The 24,477-nt window shown below is 49.0% G+C and carries 21 protein-coding genes, 1 tRNA gene and 2 pseudogenes; 9 read left to right on the top strand and 15 right to left on the bottom strand.

The window, feature by feature from the left end:
- Positions 1 to 349: 349 nt before the first annotated feature.
- The 8 genes from CIK89_RS08445 to CIK89_RS08480 form a co-directional block, all read right to left on the bottom strand.
- Positions 350 to 420, bottom strand: a tRNA-Gln gene (locus CIK89_RS08445).
- 70 nt (positions 421 to 490) lie between these two features.
- The gene (tyrS, locus tag CIK89_RS08450) at positions 491 to 1,786 is read right to left on the bottom strand and encodes a tyrosine--tRNA ligase (RefSeq protein WP_094390946.1); all 1,296 of its coding nucleotides are present in this window, start codon (positions 1,784 to 1,786) and stop codon (positions 491 to 493) included.
- Positions 1,787 to 1,839: 53 nt separating this feature from the next.
- On the bottom strand, positions 1,840 to 2,091 hold the full coding sequence (gene yidD, locus CIK89_RS08455; RefSeq protein WP_094391030.1) for a membrane protein insertion efficiency factor YidD: 252 nt from the start codon (positions 2,089 to 2,091) through the stop codon (positions 1,840 to 1,842).
- A 2-nt stretch (positions 2,092 to 2,093) separates the two neighbouring features.
- Positions 2,094 to 2,486, bottom strand: a complete 393-nt coding sequence (locus CIK89_RS08460; RefSeq protein WP_094390947.1) for a ribonuclease P protein component — start codon at positions 2,484 to 2,486, stop codon at positions 2,094 to 2,096.
- A 93-nt stretch (positions 2,487 to 2,579) separates the two neighbouring features.
- The gene (locus CIK89_RS08465; RefSeq protein ID WP_094390948.1) at positions 2,580 to 3,329 is read right to left on the bottom strand and encodes a uroporphyrinogen-III synthase; all 750 of its coding nucleotides are present in this window, start codon (positions 3,327 to 3,329) and stop codon (positions 2,580 to 2,582) included.
- 7 nt (positions 3,330 to 3,336) lie between these two features.
- On the bottom strand, positions 3,337 to 4,365 hold the full coding sequence (locus CIK89_RS08470) for a DUF4271 domain-containing protein (RefSeq protein ID WP_094390949.1): 1,029 nt from the start codon (positions 4,363 to 4,365) through the stop codon (positions 3,337 to 3,339).
- 9 nt (positions 4,366 to 4,374) lie between these two features.
- Positions 4,375 to 5,634: a methionine adenosyltransferase gene (gene metK / locus CIK89_RS08475; protein ID WP_094390950.1), complete on the bottom strand. Its 1,260-nt coding sequence runs from the start codon at positions 5,632 to 5,634 to the stop codon at positions 4,375 to 4,377.
- A 94-nt stretch (positions 5,635 to 5,728) separates the two neighbouring features.
- A complete protein-coding gene (locus CIK89_RS08480; protein ID WP_094390951.1) occupies positions 5,729 to 6,649 on the bottom strand; it encodes a site-specific tyrosine recombinase in 921 nt (306 codons plus the stop codon).
- A 114-nt stretch (positions 6,650 to 6,763) separates the two neighbouring features.
- Between CIK89_RS08480 and CIK89_RS08485 the strand changes: the two genes are divergently transcribed.
- From CIK89_RS08485 to CIK89_RS08505, 6 genes are all read left to right on the top strand, one after another.
- On the top strand, positions 6,764 to 8,614 hold the full coding sequence (locus tag CIK89_RS08485; RefSeq protein WP_094390952.1) for a 2-oxoacid:acceptor oxidoreductase subunit alpha: 1,851 nt from the start codon (positions 6,764 to 6,766) through the stop codon (positions 8,612 to 8,614).
- 6 nt (positions 8,615 to 8,620) lie between these two features.
- Positions 8,621 to 9,628: a 2-oxoacid:ferredoxin oxidoreductase subunit beta gene (locus CIK89_RS08490; protein ID WP_094390953.1), complete on the top strand. Its 1,008-nt coding sequence runs from the start codon at positions 8,621 to 8,623 to the stop codon at positions 9,626 to 9,628.
- 31 nt (positions 9,629 to 9,659) lie between these two features.
- A complete protein-coding gene (locus CIK89_RS13565) occupies positions 9,660 to 9,806 on the top strand; it encodes a hypothetical protein (protein ID WP_158215003.1) in 147 nt (48 codons plus the stop codon).
- 535 nt (positions 9,807 to 10,341) lie between these two features.
- On the top strand, positions 10,342 to 11,442 hold the full coding sequence (gene ychF / locus CIK89_RS08495) for a redox-regulated ATPase YchF (RefSeq protein WP_094390954.1): 1,101 nt from the start codon (positions 10,342 to 10,344) through the stop codon (positions 11,440 to 11,442).
- Between the two features lie 75 nt (positions 11,443 to 11,517).
- Positions 11,518 to 12,336 carry a prolipoprotein diacylglyceryl transferase gene (gene lgt / locus CIK89_RS08500; RefSeq protein ID WP_094390955.1) on the top strand — a complete coding sequence of 273 codons (819 nt, stop codon included), beginning with the start codon at positions 11,518 to 11,520 and terminating at the stop codon, positions 12,334 to 12,336.
- A 5-nt stretch (positions 12,337 to 12,341) separates the two neighbouring features.
- The gene (locus tag CIK89_RS08505) at positions 12,342 to 14,147 is read left to right on the top strand and encodes a HAMP domain-containing sensor histidine kinase (RefSeq protein ID WP_094390956.1); all 1,806 of its coding nucleotides are present in this window, start codon (positions 12,342 to 12,344) and stop codon (positions 14,145 to 14,147) included.
- Positions 14,148 to 14,210: 63 nt separating this feature from the next.
- On the opposite strand, the gene mutS is transcribed toward CIK89_RS08505, so the two are convergent.
- The 3 genes from mutS to CIK89_RS08520 are packed head-to-tail and all read right to left on the bottom strand — an operon-like array spanning position 14,211 to position 18,552.
- Positions 14,211 to 16,832 (bottom strand): DNA mismatch repair protein MutS, encoded by a 2,622-nt coding sequence (mutS, locus tag CIK89_RS08510; protein ID WP_094391031.1) that lies wholly within the window; start codon positions 16,830 to 16,832, stop codon positions 14,211 to 14,213.
- A 22-nt stretch (positions 16,833 to 16,854) separates the two neighbouring features.
- On the bottom strand, positions 16,855 to 17,280 hold the full coding sequence (locus tag CIK89_RS08515) for a SufE family protein (RefSeq protein WP_094390957.1): 426 nt from the start codon (positions 17,278 to 17,280) through the stop codon (positions 16,855 to 16,857).
- Between the two features lie 21 nt (positions 17,281 to 17,301).
- On the bottom strand, positions 17,302 to 18,552 hold the full coding sequence (locus CIK89_RS08520) for a peptidase U32 family protein (protein ID WP_094390958.1): 1,251 nt from the start codon (positions 18,550 to 18,552) through the stop codon (positions 17,302 to 17,304).
- Positions 18,553 to 18,883: 331 nt separating this feature from the next.
- Between CIK89_RS08520 and CIK89_RS08525 the strand changes: the two genes are divergently transcribed.
- Both CIK89_RS08525 and CIK89_RS14030 read left to right on the top strand, forming a co-directional pair.
- Positions 18,884 to 20,431, top strand: coding sequence for a YifB family Mg chelatase-like AAA ATPase (locus CIK89_RS08525; protein ID WP_094390959.1), 1,548 nt, complete (start codon positions 18,884 to 18,886; stop codon positions 20,429 to 20,431).
- A gap of 6 nt (positions 20,432 to 20,437) precedes the next feature.
- Positions 20,438 to 20,833, top strand: coding sequence for a group II intron maturase-specific domain-containing protein (locus CIK89_RS14030; RefSeq protein WP_021989953.1), 396 nt, complete (start codon positions 20,438 to 20,440; stop codon positions 20,831 to 20,833).
- Between the two features lie 212 nt (positions 20,834 to 21,045).
- On the opposite strand, the gene CIK89_RS08535 is transcribed toward CIK89_RS14030, so the two are convergent.
- The 3 genes from CIK89_RS08535 to CIK89_RS08545 all read right to left on the bottom strand — a co-directional run bounded on the left by CIK89_RS08535 (position 21,046) and on the right by CIK89_RS08545 (position 24,036).
- A complete protein-coding gene (locus tag CIK89_RS08535; protein ID WP_094390960.1) occupies positions 21,046 to 23,454 on the bottom strand; it encodes a TonB-dependent receptor in 2,409 nt (802 codons plus the stop codon).
- 282 nt (positions 23,455 to 23,736) lie between these two features.
- Complete coding sequence (locus CIK89_RS08540) at positions 23,737 to 23,901, bottom strand: integrase core domain-containing protein (RefSeq protein ID WP_094390961.1); 165 nt, start codon at positions 23,899 to 23,901, stop codon at positions 23,737 to 23,739.
- A 6-nt stretch (positions 23,902 to 23,907) separates the two neighbouring features.
- Entirely contained in the window at positions 23,908 to 24,036 is a 129-nt protein-coding gene (locus tag CIK89_RS08545) for a DDE-type integrase/transposase/recombinase (protein WP_158215004.1), read from the bottom strand.
- 75 nt (positions 24,037 to 24,111) lie between these two features.
- Here CIK89_RS08545 and CIK89_RS14035 point away from each other — a divergent pair.
- Positions 24,112 to 24,260, top strand: a pseudogene (locus tag CIK89_RS14035) (xylose isomerase); the annotation flags it as partial.
- 23 nt (positions 24,261 to 24,283) lie between these two features.
- On the opposite strand, the pseudogene CIK89_RS13350 reads toward CIK89_RS14035, so the two are convergent.
- A pseudogene (locus tag CIK89_RS13350) lies at positions 24,284 to 24,466 on the bottom strand (IS5/IS1182 family transposase); the annotation flags it as partial.
- Positions 24,467 to 24,477 lie beyond the last annotated feature (11 nt).

Here is a 24,477-nt window from a genome sequence, read left to right on the forward strand (position 1 = left end):
TTTGAAAGTATCTCTGATGGCAGAATTAACTGTGCCAATGCTAATAGTCCTTGATTGTTCATGGTGCAAAGATATAAATTTTCTGTAGAATCAAAGAATATTCCCCCCTAGGTTTATCGGGTGAGCCGTTTTCAAGTTGTTACGTCATGCGTGTACGTACACGCAGCAAACTCTAACAATTACCCACAGATATCTATAATTTATTGGTGTCTGTCAGCAAAAATATAATGAAAAAGGTTGTTCGGATGGGCGATAGCGCTATTCTACAAGACCACATGAGTATGGTCATCAATAGCAAAGGGCTGGACTCATTTGTGAGAGTCCAGCCCTTTTGCTATGGCTTGGAATGTTGTCCTAGGCGGATTCGAACCACCACAAACAGAACCAAAACCTGTTGTGCTACCATTACACCATAGGACATACATACCCGTTAGCGGCTGCAAAGGTACGCAAAATTTGGCGTTCCACCAAATTTTTCCTTCAAAAAATATTATTTTACTACCAACAGATAGTAGTTCTTCTTACCTTTCTGTGCCAGAAGATACTTTCCATCGATGAGATCTTCGGCTGTAATAGGACGATTCTGGTCGGTCAGCTTCTCCTTGTTGAGACTTACACCGCCTCCCTGAACCATTTTGCGCATCTCGCCCTTTGAAGGGAATACAGGTGCTGCAACGGTAAAGAGTTCGATGGCAGACTGCCCCAACTGGTCTTTGCCAATCTCAAACTGAGGAACTCCGTCGAATACATCAAGGAAGGTTTGTTCGTCGAGACGCTCCAGGCTCTCCTTGGTAGATTTACCGAAAAGGATAGACGAAGCCTCGATAGCGGTGTCAAGCGCCTCCTGCGAGTGAACCATGACAGTAACTTCCTCTGCCAAACGCTTCTGAAGAATACGGCGACCGGGGTCCTGTTTGTGTTCTTCGACCAGTGCATCGATAACCTCCTTCTCCAGTGAAGTGAAGATTTTGATATAGCGTTCCGCATCATCATCGCTCACATTGAGCCAGAACTGATAGAACTTATAAGGTGTGGTGCGCTTAGGATCGAGCCAGATGTTACCACTCTCGGTCTTACCAAACTTCTTACCGTCGCTCTTGGTGATGAGTGGGCAAGTGAGTGCAAAGGTCTCCACATCGTTGCCAAGGGTACGGCGGATGAGTTCTGTACCTGTGGTCATGTTGCCCCATTGGTCGTTACCGCCCAACTGAAGTTTCACACCTTTGTGCTGATAGAGGTAGAGGAAGTCGTAGCCCTGAAGCAACTGATAGGTGAATTCGGTGAATGACAGTCCGTCGCGTGCAGTTCCATTGAGACGTTGCTGCACACTTTCCTTAGCCATCATATAGTTAACGGTAATGTGCTTTCCCACCTCTCTTGCGAAATCGAGGAAGGTGAAGTCCTTCATCCAATCGTAGTTGTTGACCATCTCGGCGGCATTTGCTTCTTTAGAATCGAAGTCGAGAAACTTAGCCACCTGTGCTTTGATGCACTCCTGATTGTGATAGAGTGTCTCATTGTTCAGCAGATTGCGCTCCTGACTCTTACCTGAAGGGTCGCCAATCATACCGGTAGCTCCACCCACCAGGATGAATGGTTTGTGGCCGCAACGCTGCAAATGGCGCAACATCATGATACCACAGAGGTGACCGATGTGTAACGAATCGGCAGTAGGGTCAGTACCCAAGTATGCCGAAACCATTTCTTTCTGGAGCAGTTCTTCTGTGCCAGGCATCATCTGTGCCAGCATTCCGCGCCAGCGAAGTTCTTCTACAAAGTTCTTCATATACTATATTGTTTTTAGATTTCCTGTATGTTGTTTCAAGTTGTGGGCATGGTTCACGGCACGGGGTCATAACCCGAACCGCCCCATGGATTGCATCTGAGGATGCGCCAAATGGCAAGTGCAAGTCCTTTGACAGGGCCATGCTTGATGAGTGCCTGACGTGCATATTCGCTGCAAGTGGGTGTGAATCGGCATGACGGCGGTGTATATGGTGTGATAGCCACCTGATAGAAACGGATGGGTAGCAGCAACAACCACACCAAGATGCGCGATATAATCTTTATCAGACGACGTACCCACTGCATCATCATAATTTCTCTGCTATGCGGTTCAACAGTTTGTTTATCTTCTCTGCCACCACCTCAGAAGGGAAGAGTTCGTCGGCAAGCCATACAAATCCCACCATCAGTGCACGCCCCGACTGCTGTTCTACAGCCTCAACAATAATTTGCTTATTGAGTCGGTATGCTTCGCGCAACTGTCGTTTGACGCGATTACGCTTGACGGCCCGTTTGAAATGGCGTTTAGATACGCTCATCAGTACCTTGACAGGCGGTTCGCCCTCGTGGCGTTCAGTCTCTCTCCAGACTGCCCTGATAGGGAATGAAGCCACAGAGCGGCTGCCTGCCCTGTCGAAGAGTTGTTCTGTGAGTCGCAATCCACACAACCGCTCTTGCTTGTTGAGCGTATGGGTAGCCATGGTGATATCTGTCTATACCTTATTTATATATAGAGGCTCGATCATCCACTAACGGATAAGACCTCGCCATTGGGATAGCGCAATGTTGCGCAGTTAGCCTTTGTGCTCTTCCAGATAGTGTTGAAGTGCACCAGTCATTGAGGGATATTGCTTTGAAGGAGCTTCCAAGTCGACGCGCAATCCAGCATCCTGAGCAGCCTTGGCTGTAGCAGGGCCGAAGGTTGCGATAGCCACTTTTCCCTGATCGAAGCTGGGGAAATTCTTGGTGAGTGACTCAATTCCCGAAGGACTGAAGAACACCAACATATCGTAATCGAAGTCTTTTGCTTCCTGTTCGGTAAAGTCGTTGCTCACGGTGCGATACATCACGCACTCGCGATGCTGCAGTTTTTTCGACTCCAGCAACTTAGCTACCGATCCACTGTTTACATCACTCATTGGTACAAGATATTTCTCTGTCTTGTGCTTAACCATTGTAGGCAGCAAATCGTCAATCTTTCCAGTATGTCCGAAGAACACTTTGCGCTTGCGATACTGCACGTATTTCTGTATATACAGCGATATTGTCTCTGTCACACAGAAATATTTCATATCTTCAGGAATGGTGATACGCATCTGCTTTGCCAGCGTGAAGAAATTGTCGATGGCGTGACGTGAAGTGAAAACAATTGCCGTAAAATCGAGAATGTTTATTTTCTGCGCACGAAACTCTTTTGGTTCCAGTCCTTCAACCTTGATGAAAGGACGGAATACAAACTCTACGTTATATTTTTCCGCAATATCAAAATATGGCGATTTTTCACTTATTGGTTTCGGTTGCGAAATGAGAATCTTCTTGATCATCGGTGTCCTAAAAATTTATTTGCAGATAATTTCCTATGAATACCGCTATACTCCAAAAAACAAGCAACGGTACTATTTCAAGGGTGCAAAAGTACAAAAAAAATTGCAAATTAACGAGTTTTCTATTGAAAAAGATGGTCAGACACTTACTGAGCGACATGATTTTAACCAAAATGGCCACGACAGCAACGCACGTAATGCTGGTTTCCGGACTTAGACCGAAATAGGCATGCAGCAACACGACAGGGAACAAAAGCACTCCTTCTACCGATAAAAGAAACAAGGAGGACTTTATCCATTGTTCATTTTTTTTCTTTCCAAAGAACACCAGATTGACCCACGTACTAAGGAGGAGCTTACCTGTGAAATATGCCACTGTCAATCCAAAGAAGATGGCTATGAGTTGGTAGTTGGACTGAAGTGTGAAGGTGGTGCCGATAAAGTTTAGCGTATAGAAATAGCACACCAGTGCCACTAACAGGCTGGTGACTAATCCTAAGAAAAACTGGAAGCGCATCTCACTACTTGTCTCCTTCACCTCGGTGATTCCTTCTGCAGGTCGATAGAAGAACGCTTTGAATTGGCGAGCCACGAAACGACGGGCATGGGAGAATGCCACAACGGCAGCCAGGAAACATACCACCAGCATAGAGGTGATGAGGTCATCGTTATGGATGCTGTAGGGCACGGGTGAACCGGCAATACCGATACGTCCACCGGAGAGTTCGGGGTGGAACATGGCATTGTGGGAGAAGAATCCTTCGCGATAATACTGCGGGAGTTCTGCCTTCAACAGATCGTGACCCGCATCATGTCCCGGCAGATGCAGGGTGTCGGGGCGCGTACTCCATCGGATGGGTGCCGGCTTGAAATGGGCTTGAATGGCAGAGTCCTGCTGAGCAGGCGTAGCATTGCGAGGCAACCATCTGAGCACCTGAGCCGGTGTCAGTTGGCGCACGGGTGCAGCACCAGTTACCGACGCAGTGTCGGCATGTGCCGTATGTTGACTATGCGCAATGCTGTCTGCCTGTTGCACGGAATAGAATTAAAGTGCGAATTCGCGTTTGATATCCTCTACCCGATCGAGCTTTTCCCAAGTGAAGAGCTCTACATCGATGGTTTTTGTCTCATGATAACGACTGGTAAAGGTTTTCTTCACCACTTCGGGATGACGTCCCATGTGACCATAGGCTGCGGTCTCCAGATACATGGGCTGGCGCAACTTCAACTGGCGCTCGATGGCTTTTGGACGCAGGTCAAACAGTTTCTCGATGCGCTGTGCTATCTCGCTGTCGGTCATATTCACACGTGAACGACCGTAAGTATTGACGTAGATATTCATCGGACGTGCCACACCGATGGCATAGCTCACCTGTACCAACATCTCGTCGGCTACTCCGGCAGCCACCATGTTCTTAGCGATATGGCGTGCGGCATAGGCAGCAGAACGATCGACCTTAGAAGAGTCTTTACCAGAGAAAGCACCGCCACCGTGTGCACCCTTACCTCCGTAAGTATCTACAATGATCTTACGACCGGTAAGTCCGGTATCTCCATGAGGACCACCGATAACAAACTTACCCGTTGGGTTGACGTAGTACTTGATCTGATCGTCGAAGAGCCTGAGCACCTTCTCGCTCTTGATCTGTGCTTTAACGCGTGGTATGAGGATGTTGAGCACATCAGCCTTGATTGTGGCAAGCATGCGCTCGTCGTCATCGTCAAACTCATCGTGCTGGGTTGAAACGACGATGGTATCGATGCGTTCGGGTGTTCCGTCGTCGCTATACTGTACGGTCACCTGACTCTTAGAGTCGGGGCGGAGATAAGTCATCTCCTTTCCTTCGCGACGAATATCCGCCAAAGTGCTTACGATAAGATGTGAGAGGTCGAGCGAAACAGGCATGTAGTTCTCTGTTTCGTTAGTTGCATAGCCAAACATCATGCCTTGGTCGCCGGCGCCTTGGTCTTCGTCATCCTCACGGTCAACACCACGGTTGATGTCGTCGCTCTGTTCGTGGATGGCGGTAAGCACGCCGCAGGAGTCTCCGTCAAACTGATATTCGGCCTTGGTATAGCCGATTTTCTTGATGGTATTGCGGGCAATGGTCTGCAAGTCAATATATTCACGGCTTCTAACCTCACCCATGATAACCACCTGTCCGGTAGTTACAAAGGTTTCGCAAGCCACACGAGCATGCTCGTCGTAAGCCAGGAACTGGTCGAGTATGGCGTCACTGATTTGGTCAGCCACCTTATCGGGATGGCCTTCAGATACTGATTCTGATGAGAAAAGGTATGACATGTTTATCTTCTTATATTTTTGTTTTCGGCTGCAAAGTTACGCAGATTTCGGGATATGACAAAATAAAACGGCGGTGTTCTGCAAGCATTTATACCTATTTAACCTCGTTTTTGACGTTACGCGGATGATGTTCCAATATCTGCTGGCGTAGCGTACTCATATCCACATGGGTATAAATCTCGGTGGTGGCTATGGATTCGTGGCCCATCATCATTTGTATGGCACGCAAATCGGCACCTCCTTCCAGCAATGCCGTAGCAAACGAATGTCGAAGGGTATGGGGAGAGATGGTTTTCTGAATACCGGCAGCCACAGCCTGGCGCTTGATCATGATGAGTATCATGGTTCGGGTGAGATGCGCCCCACGTCGGTTGAGGAACACATAATCTTCCTCGCCGGGCTTGATATTTATCTGCCGACGGTCGGCAAACCAAAATTCAATTTCGTCGAGGGCTTTCTGCGAGATGGGTACGAGACGCTCTTTAGATCCTTTGCCCACCACTCTGATGTAGCGCTCTTGTATGAAGAGGTTGCTGAGCTTGAGTGTGACGAGTTCGCTGACACGCAGTCCGCAGGAAAAGAGCGTTTCGATAATCGCCCTATTGCGCTGCCCTTCCCATTTGGTGAGGTCTATGCTTGCCTTGAGCATATCCACCTCACGGGTGGAGAGTACCTCTGGCAGATGAGTGCCGAGCACCGGACTCTCCAACAGTTCCGACGGATCGTCGTCACGCCAACCGTCGGTCTGCATGAACCGAAAGAAGGATCGCACCCCACAAAGTATGCGACACTGGGAGCGTGGCCCGATGCCGATATCGTGGAGTGTTGCAGCGAAATGTTGCAGGTCGGGCAACTGCACGTCAAACACATCTTTGTTTTCATCGCGCAGATAGCCCAACAACTTCTGCAAATCGCGCTCATAGGCATCGAGCGTATTGTCGGAAAGTCCGCGTTGCAACCTCAGGAAACGCAAGTATGGACGTACGTAGTCTTTGCTATTTTTCTTCATATTCATTCACAAAATTACTGCAAAACGCGCAAAAAACAAAATATATATGCTTTTCTTTTTGTTATTCCGCTTTTAATCGTACCTTTGCAAACACATTTAGCAATTTAGATTTTTATTTTTATGGCTGAAGAATTAGAAATCAAGGAGCTCGACCAGGTAGTCGTACGCTTCTCGGGTGATTCCGGTGACGGTATGCAGTTGGCCGGAAACATCTTTTCTACGGTGAGCGCCACCGTAGGTAATGGTATTTCCACTTTCCCAGATTATCCGGCAGATATCCGTGCCCCACAAGGCTCGCTGACCGGTGTCAGCGGATTCCAGGTTCACATCGGTGCTGGCAAGGTCTATACCCCTGGTGATCAGTGTGACGTGCTTGTAGCCATGAACGCTGCAGCGCTGAAGACACAGCTGAAGTATGCCAAGCCCCAAGCCACCATCATCATCGACACCGATTCATTCGGTCCAAAGGACTTGGAGAAAGCACAGTTTGCCACTCCCGACTATCTCGGCGAACTCCATGTAGATCCCGATCGTGTCATCCAGTGCCCGCTCACCACTATGGTGAAAGCGTGTCTGGCAGAAAGTGGCATGGACAACAAAGCCATTCTGAAGTGTCGCAACATGTTTGCGCTGGGTTTGGTTTGCTGGCTCTTCAACCGCGACTTGAACCTCGTTGCCAATTTCTTGCGTGAGAAATTCGCCAAGAAACCTGCCATTGCCGAGAACAACATCAAGGTGGTGCAGGCTGGTTACGACTACGGTCACAATACCCATTCATCCGTACCGGCTACCTATCGCATCGAATCAAAGACCAAGGTGTCCGGACGCTATATGGATATCACGGGTAACAAGGCTACTGCCTACGGTCTTATTGCTGCTGCCGAAAAGGCAGGTCTGCATCTCTTCTTAGGCAGCTACCCTATCACTCCAGCCACAGATATTCTTCACGAACTGTCGAAACACAAGTCATGCGGTGTCATCACCGTACAGTGTGAAGACGAAATCAGCGGATGCGCTTCAGCCATCGGTGCTTCGTTTGCCGGAGCATTGGCTGCTACCAGCACCTCCGGACCTGGTGTATGTCTGAAGAGCGAAGCGATGAACTTGGCAGTGATCGACGAGTTGCCACTGGTTATCATCGATGTACAGCGTGGCGGTCCTTCTACAGGTCTGCCCACCAAGAGTGAGCAAACCGATTTGCTGCAAGCTCTCTTCGGCAGAAACGGTGAGAGTCCAATGCCCGTTATTGCCGCACTGAGCCCCACAGACTGCTTTGACGCCGCCTACGAGGCAGCAAAGATAGCGCTCGAACATCTGACTCCCGTCATCCTGCTCACCGATGCTTTCATCGCCAACGGATCTGCTGCTTGGAAGTTGCCAACCATGGAGGGGCTCCAAGCCATTAAGCCTCACTACGTAACTCCTGAGATGAAGGGCCACTATACCCCATACTTCCGCGACGAAGAAACAAAGGTTCGCTACTGGGCAATCCCCGGACAGGAGGGCTACACCCATATCCTTGGCGGACTGGAGAAGGACGGTAATACCGGTGCCATCTCTACAGATCCTGAAAACCATGACCACATGTGTCGTCTGCGTGCCGAGAAGGTGGCAAAAATCCCCGTTCCCGACTTGCAGGTACTGGGCGACAAAGACGATGCCGATCTGCTCATCGTAGGTTTCGGATCTACTTACGGTCACCTTGTAAGTGCGATGCAGGAACTGCAAGCCAAAGGCTACAAAGTGGCACAAGCCCAGTTCAAATATGTCAACCCACTGCCTAAGAACACGGCAGAGGTACTCTCGAAATATAAGAAAGTGGTCATTGCCGAGCAGAACCTCGGCCAGTTGGCTACTTGGCTGCGTGCCAATGTAGATGGCTTAGTGCCCTACCAGTTCAATCAGGTAAAGGGACAGCCATTTGTAGTGGCAGAGTTGGTAAAGGCATTTGAGGACATTTTAAAGAAGTAAAGCGTTATGAGTGAATATACATTCCAAGACTATAAGAAGGGACAGCCACGTTGGTGTCCGGGTTGCGGCGACCATTTCTTCCTGGCGTCGCTCCATAAAGCCATGGCAGAAGTGGGTGTTGCACCCCACAACATGGCAGTCATATCGGGTATCGGTTGCTCCAGCCGTCTGCCCTATTACGTAAACACCTATGCCATGCAGACCATCCACGGTCGTGCTGCAGCTATTGCTACTGGTGCGAAAGTGGCTAACCCAGACCTCTGCATCTGGCAGGTCAGTGGCGACGGTGACGGTCTTGCCATCGGCGGTAACCACTTCATTCATGCCATGCGTCGTAACATCGACCTCAACATGATTCTGCTCAACAACCGCATCTACGGTTTGACAAAAGGTCAGTACTCGCCCACCTCACCCCGTGGCTTCGTTTCTAAGTCGAGCCCCTATGGCACGGTAGAGGATCCATTCCGCCCCGCAGAACTCTGTTTCGGTGCTCGCGGTCACTTCTTTGCCCGTAGCGTTGCCACTGATGCTGCCGAGACTCAGGACATCCTGAAGGCTGCTTACCAGCACAAGGGTGCTGCCGTTTGCGAGATTCTGCAAAACTGCGTTATCTTCAACGACGGTTGCCACGAGTCGGTATATACCAAGGAAGGCCGCAAGAAGAACGCTATTTATGTGCGCCACGGCGAGAAACTCGTGTTCGGTGAGAACAACGAATTTGGTCTGGTGCAGGAAGGTTTCGGCCTGAAGGTCGTGAAAATCGGCGAAAACGGCTATACTCTCGATGATGTATTGGTACACGACGCCCATTGTGAGGACAACACCCTGCAGTTGAAGTTGGCTATGATGTCCAACGAAAACGGCTTCCCCATCGCCCTCGGTGTTATCCGCGACGTTGACGCACCTACTTACGACGAGTCGGTACACGTACAGCTCGATGAGGTGTCAAAGCAGAAGAAGTATCATAACTTTGCCGAACTGCTCGAAACCAACGACATCTGGGAAGTGAAATAAAACGCACTGACACCCTATAACCATCAACGATATGGGGCTGCAACAGCATTCGTGCCTGTTGCAGCCCTTGTTGTTGGACTGCATCCTCCCACTAACTACCGTAAGCACGGCATTTCCCGTGCTCTCCTATGGTGCATCGGTTTTCATCGTCTCTCCACAATCTTCCACCCCCACATGACACAACAGGGCATAAAACAACCGTTTCCAAGTCATCTTCCAAAAGCCACATAATCCGCTAACCACCACCACTTTGCAACACTACAAAAGGCACATTCCTCAGCAAATCAATTTGAATTGGTCAGCAAATCAATTTGAATTGGTCAGCAAATCAATTTGAATTGGTCAGCAAATCAATTTGAATTGGTCAGCAAATCAATTTGAATTGCCATCAAACATAAGTGACCTGGGCAGGTAATGATGCCACCACACAGCAGCAATGTATAGGGCAAAAACACGTCATGCCCTATTCCTTGCTTGACAGCACAACCTCTTCATGCAGAAAAAGTATTACCAAAACGCTTTATCTTGACATTTTTTTAACCAGCATTTTCCAATAATTCCCCTGTTAACTTGAATTCACTCCGACATATGACCACCATAATTGCGCCATCTGTTATACTATTTGTGCAAAATTGATAATTATTCCGTTTTTTGTTTGGCAATTAGCCGATTTATTGATAAATTTGCACTAAAATAGAAATAAACGAAGAACTATGTCTTTAAAATGTGGTATAGTGGGACTTCCAAATGTGGGTAAGTCCACTCTTTTCAACTGCCTGTCAAGTGCAAAAGCTCAGGCTGCCAATTTTCCATTCTGCACGATAGAACCCAACGTCGGAGTAATCACAGTACCCGACGAGCGACTCACCAAACTTGCTGAGATAGTACACCCAGGACGCATCGTACCCGCTACTTGTGAAATAGTGGATATTGCAGGACTGGTAAAAGGAGCATCCAAGGGAGAAGGACTCGGTAATAAATTTCTGGGCAACATCCGCGAAACAGATGCCATCATCCACGTGCTCCGCTGCTTTGAAGATGATAACATCACCCACGTAGATGGCACCATCGACCCCATCCGCGACAAAGAAATCATCGACACCGAACTGCAGTTGAAAGACCTGGAGACCATCGAGAGCCGTTTGGCAAAAACCGAAAAGGCTGCCGCTGCAGGCAATAAAGATGCAAAAATAGAGGTGGCTGTGCTCAAAGCCTATAAGGAAGTGCTCGACCAAGGAAAGAACGCACGCATCGTAGAGTTTGAGAGCAAAGACGAACAAGACTGCGCGCGCAACCTCTTCCTGCTGACTGCAAAGCCCGTGCTCTATGTGTGCAACGTCAGCGAATCGGATGCCAAAGAGGGCAACGACTACACCCGACGTGTTGAAGCACTGGCACAGGAGGAAGGTGCCGAAGCCATGGTGATAGCCGCCAAGACCGAGGAAGACATTGCCGAACTGGAATCATACGAGGACAAACAGATGTTCTTGGAAGAACTCGGACTGGAAGAGAGCGGTGTGAACCGACTCATCAAGAAAGCCTACTCCCTGTTGAACCTCGAAACATTCATCACCGCCGGAGAAATGGAAGTCAAGGCATGGACCTACCACAAAGGATGGAAAGCACCGCAATGTGCCGGAGTTATCCATACTGACTTTGAGAAAGGATTCATCCGTGCAGAGGTCATCAAATACGACGACTATATCCAGTATGGATCGGAAGCCGCTGTACGCGAAGCCGGAAAAATGGGCATTGAAGGCAAGGAATACATCGTGCAGGATGGTGACATCATGCACTTCCGCTTCAACGTATAAGCCATGGCGCCCCTTTCCATGAAAGGTGGCGCAACGGACACTCACTCATTGATTACTTAAATTCATCTACGAGACATGCTTAACCTGATCAACTTCATTGTCTGGAATCCCAGCATCTCATTCGGACCATTCCGCTGGTATTCCCTATGCTGGCTTCTCGGACTGGCGCTGGCCTATTTCACCGTGCGCCGCCTCTATCGCGAACAGCACATCAAAGACGAGTATTTTGATCCGCTATTCTTTTATTGCTTCGTGGGAATACTTGTCGGAGCACGTCTCGGTCACTGCATCTTCTATCAACCCGACTATTTCCTCACCAGCGGAAAGGGATTCGTAGAGATGTTGCTGCCCATCCATTTCATGGCAGATGGCGGATGGAAGTTCACGGGCTACGAAGGTCTCGCCTCCCACGGAGGTACCCTCGGACTGATGATAGCCCTCTGGCTCTATGTGAAGCGCACCAAACTCAGCATCTGGACCGTACTCGACAATATCGCAATAGCTACGGGTGTGACCGCCTGCTTTATCCGACTCGGCAACTTGATGAACTCCGAAATCATCGGAAAGGTTACCGATGTGCCCTGGGCATTCATCTTTGAGCGCGTCGATTCAGCACCACGCCACCCCGGACAACTCTATGAAGCGATTGCCTACGCCATTCTCTTTGCCATCATGTGGGCACTCCATAAGCGCATGACAAACCGCATCGGAACCGGTTGGTTCTTTGGATTCTGTCTGACATACATATTCACTTTCCGTTTCTTCATAGAATACACGAAAGAAGTGCAAGAGGCTTTCGAGGCTTCGCTACCGCTCGACATGGGACAAATCCTGTCCATCCCCTTCATTATCATCGGCATCTGCTGCATGTTCAGAAAACCTAAAAAGGAATAGCCACTATGCGAAACCTGCTCCTTCTCATCATCCTGTCACTGTGTGGAAGTATCACCACACAAGCGTCACACCATTCGCAAGATACTGCCTATGTAAAAATGACACTCCACTACTTTGACCTCTACCAAAAAGGCAAAGACGAGAAGGAGTATTACAAAGCGGCAAAGCAGATGAAAGACTATCTGCTGGACCACAATGATAAGGAGCTATATTATACCATTCGCAGTCAGGAAGTGATTTTCGACGCCAATCTGGGCAAGACCTACAGAGCCTTGCAGAAGGTGAACACCATTCTGAAAGACATCGAACAGGAGAAAAACAAAGACTCCTATGTACAACTTATCAACTACACGCTCGGCAGCATTTACCACCTGAGAGGCAACTACCGACTGGCAGAATACTACTATAAGAAAGCCAATGAGAAATGCGCACCAACGGATTCACCGTCGCGCATGGACATCTATTCGCAGATGGCAGAACTAAAACTCATTGGTTCGCCTAAAGAAGCAGACCAGTGGATAGAGAAACTGGGCGTTCTCACCCGTGCCAGCCATAATCCAGAATACCACAAAGCCTATCTCATGCTAAAAGGAAAACTATACTTCTATCATAAAGACAGATGGAGCTTTGATAAAATCTATCGGGATTTCTTCAGTATTCAAAGAAAACATCCCGAATTTGACAACGACGGTGTGGCACTCATGAAAGCCATGAATCTGGCTTTCTCAGGCGACTATCAATCAGCACTGCAGTTGATCAATGCCGACAACAACGAGATTGAAGCAATCGACAAACCGGGATTGCGCATCCAAATCTACAAGATGATGGATCGCTATGACCTTGCCCTTGATGAATTTGGAAAGATAAAATTGCGTCGCGACTCGCTGGATACCGACATGCTCTTCGACAGTATGACCGAAATAGATACGCAGATGTCGATCTATAACCGTACCAAACACATGGCTGACAAGAACCGCAAGATGTTGATAGCATCGCTCTTTACCATCTGCGTCATGCTCACTCTGGCACTCATATCCATCATCTACCACCATCTGATGCGCCGCCGCTATCAGAAAACCATCGAGCAAAAGAACCGTGAACTCAGTGTGGCACTGGAGCAAGCCACGGAGTCGGACCGTATGAAGACAGCATTTATCGAACATGTCAGCCATGAGATACGCACACCACTCAATATCATTACAGGATATGCGCAACTCATCGGCAATCCAGAATACGAAATATCGCCCGAAGAACATACGGAGATGGTGAACAGCATCAATGAGAATAGCAACATGATCACCACCATATTCAACGAATTGCTCGATATTGCACAATACAGCAGCAATAAAAAGTTTGTTTGTGAGGATATGGTAAACGTTGGAAGTCTCTTAAAAACCATCATCGGAGATGCTGAAGAAAAGAACAAGGGACGACTGCAACTGATTGCCGAGAACACCGAGCCAGACGACTTCACCATCAAGACCAATAAGATTGCACTGTGTCGTGTGCTCTCACAACTGATGGACAATGCCATCAAATTTACGAAGAGTGGATCGGTAACACTCGGTTTCCATGCCGACAAAGCGTCGAAGACCTTACAATTTACCGTTACCGATACAGGTATCGGCATACCGTTGGCTCATCAAGAAAAGGTGTTCGACAGATTCTACAAAGTAGATATGTTCAAACAGGGATTCGGTCTCGGACTCCCCATTTGCCGCAAAGTCAGCGAACTGCTTGGTGGTACTATTGTGGTTGACAAAGACTACGTTGGCGGTGCACGCTTCATCCTTACACTGCCCATGCTGTAAGGATGAAACGCCACGGCTATGTTTTCAAACAAAGACTTTTCTGATTTTCAGATACGGAATCGTTTATTTCCCAGAAACGATTCTACGGATTTCGTTCAGTTTGTTGAGTGCCTCAACGGGGGTAAGGTTGTTAATGTCCAACCCTAATATCTCATCGCGAATCTGACAAAGCACAGGGTCGTCGAGTTGGAAAAACGACAACTGCATGCCTTCCCTGCTATCGGCAATAGCCGCAGTAGGCTTACCTGCCGTGCCCACTTGCGCATTGTCTGCCTCCAGTTGTTGAAGAATCACGTTGGCACGCTTCACAATGGACTTCGGCATACCGGCTATTTCTGCCACATGGATACCGAATGAATGTTCCGAACCGCCCTTCATCAGTTTGCGCAGGAATATCACTTTGCCATCCTTCTCCTTCACACTCACATTATAGTTGCAGATGCGTTTGAAGTTTTTCTCCATCTCGTTCAACTCGTGATAATGGGTGGCAAAGAGCGTGCGAGCCTGTGCGCGCTGGTTTTCATGCAGATATTCCACAATAGCCCATGCTATTGAGATACCGTCGTAAGTACTCGTTCCACGTCCCAGCTCGTCAAAGAGCACCAGTGACCGTGGTGTAACATTATTCAATATATTAGACGCCTCGGTCATTTCCACCATAAAGGTAGATTCGCCGAGCGACAGATTATCGCTGGCACCGACACGGGTGAATATCTTATCCACCAATCCTATATGTGCACTGTCTGCCGGTACAAAGCTTCCCATCTGTGCCATGAGCACGATAAGGGCGGTCTGGCGGAGCAAAGCCGACTTACCTGCCATATTTGGACCGGTGATAATCATAATCTGTTGACGTTCGCGGTCCAAGTGAATATCGTTGGGCACGAAATGTTCGCCTATCGGGAGTTGCTGTTCTATCACGGGGTGACGACCCTGACGGATGTCGATCACATCGGTTTCATCGATGACCGGTCGCACATAATGGTTTTCCTCAGCCACCTTGGCTGCCGACAACAGGCAGTCGAGATAGGCCACCACCTGTGCATTGGTCTGCAGTTGTGGGATAATATCCTGCAAGGCTGTGACCAGTTCGGCAAAGAGCCGTTGTTCAAGTGAAAGGATTTTATCCTCCGCACCGAGTATCTTCTCTTCGTATTCCTTCAGTTCCTGGGTGATGTAACGTTCGGCTTGCGCCAGCGTTTGCTTGCGAATCCAGCCGGCAGGCACCTTGTCTTTATAGGTGTTGCGCACCTCCAGATAATAGCCAAACACATTGTTATAGCCGATTTTCAACGAAGCAATTCCCGTCAATTCTGTTTCGCGCTCCTGTATCTTCATCAGGTAGTCCTTACCCGAATAAGCAATATTGCGCAAGTCATCGAGTTCGGTATTGACGCCAGAACGTATCACCCCACCGCGTTGCACCAGTTGTGGCGAATCGTTGTTCACTTCGCGTTCTATTCTATCGCGCAGTTCTTCACACAACTGCAGTTGGCGCCCTACCCGCACAATAGCGTCATTGTCGGCAGACAGACAGGCCTGTTTGATGGGAGCTATGGCTTGCAAAGCAGTTTTCAACTGCACCACTTCGCGAGGTGAAACCTTTCCTGTAGCCACTTTGGAGGCAATGCGCTCCAAGTCGCCGATGCGCTGCAACTGATCATCCACACACAGTCTGAACTCCGGTTGACGGAAGAAATAATCCACCACATCAAGTCGTTCGTTGATGCGCTTAGGATCTTTCAACGGAAAGACGACCCATCTACGCAACTGGCGACCGCCCATCGGCGATACGGTGCGGTCTATCACCGACAGCAATGACTTACCGTCTTCCTGCATCGTGCCCAACAGTTCGAGCGACCGTACGGTAAACTTATCCAAGCGCACATAGCGGTCTTCCTCAATACGGTTGAGCGATGTGATATGTGAGATATGGTTATGGAGGGTCTGTTCCAGATACTGAAGGATGGCACCGGCAGCCACCATGCCGCTTTTCAAATGGTCAACACCGAAGCCTTTCATCGACTTCACATGGAAATGGCGCAGCAGTTTCTGTTGTGCAGCCTGTTCGGTAAACACCCAGTCTTCCATTTCAAAGGTACAAAGCCGCACACCGAAGTTGCGTTCAAATTCTGCTTTTCGGTTGTGGTTATAGAGCACCTCCTTCGGTTGGAAGTTGGACATGAGTTTCTCCACATAGTCGGCAGTGCCTTCACCGGTAAGGAATTCGCCCGTTGAGATATCGAGGAAAGCCACACCGCATAGTCCTTTACCGAAATGTACAGCAGCCAGGAAGTTGTTTTCCTTATAGTTCAGCACATTATCCTGCATGGCAACACCCGGTGTCACCAGTTCGGTAATGCCACGCTTCACCAGTTTTTTGGTCAACTTCGGGTCTTCCAACTGGTCGCAGATAGCCACACGCATACCTGCACGAATGAGTTTCGGCAGATAAGTATCGAGTGCATGATGCGGGAAGCCCGCCATGGCATCGCCTTTGGCGCCTGCACCGTTGTTTCGGTGAGTCAAAGTGATGCCCAACACCTGCGAGGCAGTGATGGCATCGTCGCAATAGGTCTCATAAAAGTCACCGCAACGAAACAGCAAGAGTGCCTCAGGGTGCTTTGCCTTGAGGTCGAAAAACTGTTTCATCATCGGTGTGAGTTCCTTTTCTTTCTTTGCCATCGTCGTCAGTCTTTTATTGTGTTTATCCTTGTTCTTTAGTGCGGAATGCCAATGCATACATACGCATCTGTTTCACCATAGCCAGCAAACCGTTGCTGCGAGTGGGTGACAGATGCTCTTTCAGTCCTATCTGCTCTATGAAATACAGGTCTGAATCGAGTATTTCCTGCGGTGTATGTCCGCTGAGCACACGGATGAGCAATGCCACAATACCTTTCACGATAAGTGCATCGCTCTCTGCCGTAAAGGTAATGATGCCGTCAGCATAGTCAGCCTGTAGCCACACACGGCTTTGGCAACCGTCTATCAGGTTGCTTTCCACCTTATAGCGCTCATCGAGGGGTGCTTGTTCGTTGCCCAAGTCGATCAGCAGTTGATATTTGTCCATCCAGTCGTCGAAACCGGAAAACTCATCGATAATCTCGTCTTGAATTTCGTTGATGGTCATAAATATATAATATAGGTGTGTTTAATCTTCGTTGTTTTTGATAATCTTAAAGAGTTTATCGCTAGGGCGCACCTTCTCTGGAACTTTGAACGATACGCGAGTGCCTTTCTGTGCGGTTGTCACGGCATGGGTATCGTCATGGATTTCCTCTACCGTCACATAGAGTGCGCCAGTGGTAGGACCGGTGATGAGCATCTTGTCGCCTACTGAGAACTCGCAAGCCTCGCATGAGAACTCGGCAACACCAAGTTTCGAGAAGTATTTCATGCCCTTGCCCACATATACTTTGCGCTCTGTGGCACACGATCCGTAATGGCTGTTCCACTCTCCAAGGCGCTGTCCTTGATAGTATCCGTCCCAGAAACCGCGGTTGAAAACGGTAGCAAGGCGTTCGTCCCAGTCATCCTTCTTCTCCTCGGTAAATGTTCCGTCGAGGACACTCTGAATGGCTTCCTTATAACATTCCACTACAGTTTTGACATATTCGGGACCGCGGGCACGACCTTCAATCTTAAACACACGGACGCCACTCTTCATCATTCTGTCGATGAAGCGCACGGTCTTCAGGTCTTTCGGACTCATGATATACTTATTGTCTATCTCCAGTTCGATGCCTGTCTCCCGATCGGTCACCAGGTAAGAGCGGCGGCAGATCTGCATACACTCACCGCGATTGGCAGAGCGTCCGGTATTGTCAAGACTCATATAGCACTTGCCGCTGATAGCCATACACAAGGCGCCATGACAGAACATCTCGATACGGATCTGTTGTCCGCTCGGTCCGCAGATGTGCTGTTCTTCTATCTGCTGATAGATTTCAGCCACCTGGTCGAGGTTCAATTCGCGTGCCAATACCACTACATCGGCAAACTGGGCATAGAATTTCAATGCCTCGATATTCGAAATGTTCAGTTGAGTAGAGAGATGTACCTCTTGCCCGATACGGTTGCAATAGGTCATCACCGCCACATCCGATGCTATCACTGCAGAAATGCCAGCCTCTTTGGCGGCATCCACAATCTCGTGCATGAGCGGAATATCCTCACCATAGATGATGGTATTGACCGTGAGATAGGTCTTTACCCCTTGTGCATTGCATGTTGCAGCGATTTCCCGCAGGTCGTCGATAGTAAATGCCGATGCGCTGTGAGCACGCATATTGAGTTTCTCGATGCCGAAATACACCGAGTCTGCTCCGGCTTTTAGTGCCGCAGCCAGCGAGTCATGGCTACCCACAGGAGCCATGATTTCATAGTCAGCTATCTGGTTCATGGGTGCAAAATTACAATAAAATAGGTGGATAACAAAATGAAAAGTCATTTTTATCCTCAATCGGTCATCAGATTTCAATTCTGACGGAACACACTTACGAAAGAAACGGAAATATCATATCATCCTGCTATTTCAGCAGAAGGGTAGTTGGATAGGACTGACAAGGTACTTACCTACCACTTCTTGCTGTGTAACAATATTATGTGGGAAGAATATTGTGGATTTGCATAATTTTGCTTAACTTTGTGACCACAATCAGACTGTGCCGGATGATGACTGGCATGGCAACGTACTTTTCAGTACATCAATAACGCTACAAAGAACTATAAATATGTTAGTCAATACCTTTTGTGCCGCCGTCAACGGACTTGAAGTGACCACGGTAAAAGTAGAAGTGAGCATGACTCGCGGCGTGCAATTCCACCTGACGGGACTTGCCGATACTGCTGTGCGTGAGAGCTATGACAGAATCAGGGCGGCACTACAGAACAACGGATTGAAGATGCCGATGATGGACATCACCGCCAATCTATCGCCTGCCGATATCAAAAAGGAGGGTAGCGGCTATGACTTGCCATTGGCTATCGGTATTCTGGCGGCAAGCGGAAAGGTTGACGGGAGTCGGCTGAATGATTACATGATGGTGGGTGAGTTGGGACTTGACGGCAGGTTGCAACCCATACGCGGTGCACTTCCCATAGCCATTCGGGCACGCGCCGAACATTTCAAAGGTCTTATCGTGCCGAAACAGAACATCCGCGAAGCGGCTGTGGTCAACCAAATAGAGGTGTATGGCATGGAAACCCTCATCGATGTCGCCAATTTCTTCAATGGTTCATCGGAGATAGCCCCTACGGTTATCGATACGCGCAAAGAGTTTTATGAACAGCAATCACAGTTTGAACTCGACTTCGCTGATGTGCGCGGACAGGAAAGTGTGAAGCGCGCACTGGAAGTGGCGGCTGCCGGTGGACATAATCTCATCATGATAGGTCCTCCGGGAAGTGGTAAATCGATGATGGCGAAACGCCTGCCAAGTATTCTGCCTCCATTATCGCTCAGCGAAAGTTTGGAGACCACACAGATTCATAGTGTGGCAGGTAAACTATCGCGCGACACCAGTCTCATCTCGCAACGACCATTCAGAGCGCCACACCACACCATCTCGCAGGTGGCATTGGTTGGGGGCGGACAGAATCCGCAACCCGGTGAAATCAGTTTGGCACACAATGGTGTGCTGTTCTGCGACGAGTTGCCTGAGTTCAACCGGTCGGTGCTGGAGGTGATGCGCCAGCCTTTGGAGGACCGCTGTATCACCATCAGTCGTGCGAAATACAGCGTGCAGTATCCCTGTTCGTTTATGTTTGTAGCCTCCATGAATCCATGTCCTTGCGGCTATTATGGCGACCCCACTCACAGTTGTGCCTGCACGCCCGGACAGATACAACGGTATATGAACAAGATCAGTGGTCCGTTGCTCGACCGTATCGACATCCATTGCGAGATACAAGCCGTGCCTTTCGCACAACTCTCACAGATGGCTCCCGGTGAATCGAGCGAAACGATTCGCGCCAGAGTCATTGCCGCTCGCAAAATGCAGGAGGAACGGTTTATGGATTACAAGGGCATCCACTGCAATGCCCAAATGACGGAGCGCATGCTGCATCAGTTTGCCGAACCTGATGCCTCATCCATGGACATGTTACGCATGGCCATGGAGCGATTGAAACTCTCTGCCCGTGCCTATAGCAGGATTCTCAAAGTGGCACGCACCATTGCCGACCTTGATGGCAGTGAGCAGGTGCAACTTCCCCATATTGCAGAAGCCGTGGGCTACCGCAATCTTGACAGAAGCGACTGGTCAGAGAGGGGAATTTAACAATTGATGGAATTTTTAATATTACTGAAATCCATTACCAAGCGCAGTAACGGCAAAGGTTTATCGTGGTTGAAGAACCGCTTGACGGAATACATCCGTGGTTGGATAGGATATTACTATCTGGCAGATATGAAAACATTTCTCCAAAGAACGGAGGAATGGTATCATAGACGCATACGGTGTTATATCTGGAAATGTTGGAAACGAGTCCGTACTCGTTTCACGAACCTCATGAAATGTGGTATTGGCAGATGGAGGGCATGGCAATGGGCAAATACCCGCAAGGGGTATTGGCGCATAGCGACGAGCCCTATTCTAAAGTGTGCCATAACGAACGATGGACTTGTTAGGCAAGGTTATCCCTCACTTCTTGGCATCTATACCAAATTGCATAGCAATTAGAGAACTGCCGTATGCCGAACGGCACGTACGGTGGTGTGAGAGGTCGGAAAACGAAAGTAGGAAGAAAACTGCTTCGTTTTCCTCCTACTCGATTTGCATGACGGGCATGTCATACGACACTCTGCACTCAGAGATAAATCAAAAATCTGACAAAGCGAATTAATAGAACCCACCTAAAGCCTTTTGACGGTGGGAATTAATAGAACCCACCATTAGAAGCTGATGCGGTAGTACACGTTTGGCAGTGAGATGCCTGAGTCGTAAGTCTCCACAGTGTTCTTCTTGTAGTTGTAAGTGTTCTCGTAAGGCACTTTTTTCTGCAAGAGGTTGAGACCTTCGAAGGCTATGGTGTGGTTGCACTTCTTGCCTGTTATCTTGTAGCTGATGGTGAAGTCTACGATGCATGCAGGGTCGTACTGCTCAGAGAAAGCCTTTGTCTCGTCGTACACGACATCTGGTCTGCCAGCCTCGTAGTTCAATTGGCTTGCCGCCACATCGGCAGGAGTGTATCTCTGACCGCCTTGCAGGGTGACTTTGCCGTTGACACTCAGCACGTTCTGCCTTCTCTTGCCGAGCATCCATTCCTTACCGCCGAGCACCTTAACCATGAAGGTACGGTTGTAGCGTGAGTCGCGCCATATATTGTCGCCACCCTTGTACTCTGACTTGTAGAGCGAACCGTCCACCATCCAGTAGTAACCCTTGTGCATGTATTGCTCCAGTGCGACGTCTATGCCATAGTTGCGTCCCTTGCCTTTGCTCACGAGCTCGCGCTCCTCGTAATAATAGCGGCGGTTGATGGTGCAGTAGCTGCCGTCTTCAGTCACGGGAAGGTCGAAGAGGCTCTGGTAGTATGCCTCCACGCGTAGGTTGAGCTGGTCGTTGAATCGGTGGATGTACGAACCGATGATGTGGTGAGCCTTGCTCAGTTTGAGGTCCTTGTTTACAAAGCCCTCATTTTGGTCATAGACAAAGTATGTGTCCATCTTCTCTGTCTTGCTGTGCATGCCATAACCCACAGAGAACTGGTTCTTCTCGTCCGGATTCCACTGGAAGGCTGCGCGTGGCTCAACTGACACGTCGTCGTTGAGGCGGAAATACTGGGTATTCAGACCAAAGGTGAAGGTAAGCCAGCGGCTCATGTTCCACGAGTTGGCTATATAGGCGTTGAACAGGCCAGTGTGGCTGTCGGCTGTATAGATTGATTGTGCAGGCATGGCGGCTCCTACCTTTGGAGCCATCTTGAGGTCGATGTCGAAGAAGTACTCTGTGTATGTGGCACCAATCTTGGACTGGAACTTAGGGCTGAAACGCTTCTGCACATTCGTTGTGGCTGTAAACTGCGAGTTGTTCTGGCGCATCCTTATGTAGGGCAGGCAGTTGCCGAGCTTGTTGGCCTGGTTGGGCTGTCCGTCATAGTAGCTCTGGTCTCCATCGTTCTTGAAGTAGGAGGCTGCTATGGTGCTGTTGATGTTCCAGTTCTTGCCGAGGTACGCCTTGTGGTTGATGCCGCCAGCGAGCATTGTCTGATTGCTGACCGTGTACTCCTGGTCATACATGCTCTCCCACTTTGAGGGGTCTTCGAGCTCGAGCCAGTACTTGTCCTTCAGTCCTACTCCGAAGACGGAGAATGTGCCAGCCTTCTTTGTCGGGAAGTTGAGCTTGAAGTTGAAGTCCTGGAAGTCGGCCTGGTCTCCGTCGAGGGAGAGGAGTCCTATCTCACGGGCGATGGTGGTGACGGAGTAGCGGTAGTTGACGAGGTAGGATGCTCCTGTCTTCTTACTTATGGGGCCTTCCGATGTGCCTTCGAGGCCCAGCGTGCCTATCTGGAGCGCATGGTGGTAGCTGTCGTTGTCGCCTGCGCGCATTCTCATGTCAAACACGCCTGAGAGGGCATTGCTGTACTCGGCTGTGAAGGCTCCGAGGTGGAAGTCGGAGTTGTCGAGAACATTGGAGTTGAGTGCGCTGACGAGTCCTGTGCCCATGTTGAAGGCGTCAGTGAAGTGGTTCGGGCTGAAGATCTCCACGCCCTCAAGTCGCCACTGCATGGCCTGCGGCGCATTGCCGTGCACCGACACGCCGTTGTCGTTGCTGTTGCCAGCCACACCGGCAAAGGCTGTGACGAGGCGCGCCGGGTCGCTGTATCCTCCTGCATATCGGCTTGCCTCTTCCATGCTGAGCATCCTCGCCCCGACAAGAGCCATCTTGTTCACAGCGCTTTCTTTGCTGATGCGAGGCTTCACCACTACTTCTCCCAGCTCGTTCAAGCTCTCGCTTATGGGGACGTTGATGACCACCTCCTTGCCCTCCGTAACGAGAATCTCGGGGATGACGGCTGGCTGGTAACCTATGTACGAAGCTTCAATGGTGTAACGGCCTGTTGTGAGACCTGTTATCGAATATTTGCCGTTCATATCTGTCACGACTGCTTTCGATGTCTCCTTCACCTTGATCGTTGCGCCGATGATGGGCTCCCCGTTGTCAGCGTCTGTCACAACGCCTTTGATGGTTTGTGCGTTCGCAGTTGCGACGAAGAGTGCAACAAAGGCCGCAAGCATTGATTTTTTAAGGTGGGTTATATTGATTACCACCTTAATTCGTTGTGTCTGTGAATTTCTCATATCGTTTATTTCTTTTGTATGTGAAATTATAAAATATTGTATTTACTTATTTTTTTTATCTAAAAACAATGTTTTTGTACAAAGTAACATAAATATATGAAGATGGAATGAAACAATAGTCCATTTCTGCTGTACGATATTGTTATTTTTTATAGTACTCCCTAATATTCGAAAAGTGGTTGAACATTGGTTGCTGCGCCATCCAGAGCATGCGGACAATCCCGAACGTTCTCTTGTCTTGGCGTCACAAAGTTAATACTATTAGTTGAATTGTGCAAGAGTTTATCCTACTTTCTTCTCTTTGTTGCCGTAGAATGATGCTGGTGTGAAGTTGTCCAGACTCTGATGAGGACGCTCATAGTCATAAAACTTCACGTAATCAGCAATTCCAGAACGGAGTTCACTAACGTTTTCCGCAGGGTTGAAATATATGTACTCCTGCTTGATGCTGCGTCAGAAGCGTTCTATCCATATATTGTCTTTACAACGACCTCTACCATTCATGCTTACTTGTATGCCATAGCTGGTCAGCAGATCCTGCCAGTCCTTGGTCGTATACTGGCTTCCCTGGTCAGAATTCACTATTAGGCCATAAATTTGTTGCGAATCATTTTTTCTCTATATTTGCAACCATATTTATTACTACAATAAAACAACTTTATTGCACATATCAGGGTATGGATGCCATGGCACGTGCCCTCTTGAATGCTGCTGACATTTTTATTCCCGAAATGCTCCACACGTGTTATGCAAGTTTCGACAGTGGTGCGGGTAAGGAGTTTGAAGAAGGCAAACTCAATCTTGAGCGTCCACGACCGTCCTTTCCCTTATTCCTGTCATCCTCCTCCTTCTTGCTGTCCTCCATGGCAAGATTGATGCGGATGCTTTCCTTGAGGATAAGCTCCACGCCCTCCTCTCCGATACGGTGACGGAAATGTACAAGCTCGGATGAGGCGCAAGGTGCGGATATGCAGAAAGCCTCAAGACCGCAAAAGTACTGATAGTAGGCAGACAGGTAATAAT

The organism is Prevotella sp. P4-119 (assembly GCF_002251345.1).
Lineage (GTDB): Bacteria > Bacteroidota > Bacteroidia > Bacteroidales > Bacteroidaceae > Prevotella.

Bases quoted from the DNA above. Each gene is read 5' to 3' on its own strand.
- tyrS (WP_094390946.1), bottom strand. From the start codon at position 1,786: ATGAAGAACTTTGTAGAAGAACTTCGCTGGCGCGGAATGCTGGCACAG.
- yidD (WP_094391030.1), bottom strand. From the start codon at position 2,091: ATGCAGTGGGTACGTCGTCTGATAAAGATTATATCGCGCATCTTGGTG.
- CIK89_RS08460 (WP_094390947.1), bottom strand. From the start codon at position 2,486: ATGGCTACCCATACGCTCAACAAGCAAGAGCGGTTGTGTGGATTGCGA.
- CIK89_RS08465 (WP_094390948.1), bottom strand. From the start codon at position 3,329: ATGATCAAGAAGATTCTCATTTCGCAACCGAAACCAATAAGTGAAAAA.
- metK (WP_094390950.1), bottom strand. From the start codon at position 5,634: ATGTCATACCTTTTCTCATCAGAATCAGTATCTGAAGGCCATCCCGAT.
- CIK89_RS08480 (WP_094390951.1), bottom strand. From the start codon at position 6,649: ATGAATATGAAGAAAAATAGCAAAGACTACGTACGTCCATACTTGCGT.
- CIK89_RS08485 (WP_094390952.1), top strand. From the start codon at position 6,764: ATGGCTGAAGAATTAGAAATCAAGGAGCTCGACCAGGTAGTCGTACGC.
- CIK89_RS08490 (WP_094390953.1), top strand. From the start codon at position 8,621: ATGAGTGAATATACATTCCAAGACTATAAGAAGGGACAGCCACGTTGG.
- CIK89_RS13565 (WP_158215003.1), top strand. From the start codon at position 9,660: ATGGGGCTGCAACAGCATTCGTGCCTGTTGCAGCCCTTGTTGTTGGAC.
- ychF (WP_094390954.1), top strand. From the start codon at position 10,342: ATGTCTTTAAAATGTGGTATAGTGGGACTTCCAAATGTGGGTAAGTCC.
- lgt (WP_094390955.1), top strand. From the start codon at position 11,518: ATGCTTAACCTGATCAACTTCATTGTCTGGAATCCCAGCATCTCATTC.
- CIK89_RS08505 (WP_094390956.1), top strand. From the start codon at position 12,342: ATGCGAAACCTGCTCCTTCTCATCATCCTGTCACTGTGTGGAAGTATC.
- mutS (WP_094391031.1), bottom strand. From the start codon at position 16,832: ATGGCAAAGAAAGAAAAGGAACTCACACCGATGATGAAACAGTTTTTC.
- CIK89_RS08515 (WP_094390957.1), bottom strand. From the start codon at position 17,280: ATGACCATCAACGAAATTCAAGACGAGATTATCGATGAGTTTTCCGGT.
- CIK89_RS08520 (WP_094390958.1), bottom strand. From the start codon at position 18,552: ATGAACCAGATAGCTGACTATGAAATCATGGCTCCTGTGGGTAGCCAT.
- CIK89_RS08525 (WP_094390959.1), top strand. From the start codon at position 18,884: ATGTTAGTCAATACCTTTTGTGCCGCCGTCAACGGACTTGAAGTGACC.
- CIK89_RS14030 (WP_021989953.1), top strand. From the start codon at position 20,438: ATGGAATTTTTAATATTACTGAAATCCATTACCAAGCGCAGTAACGGC.
- CIK89_RS08535 (WP_094390960.1), bottom strand. From the start codon at position 23,454: ATGAGAAATTCACAGACACAACGAATTAAGGTGGTAATCAATATAACC.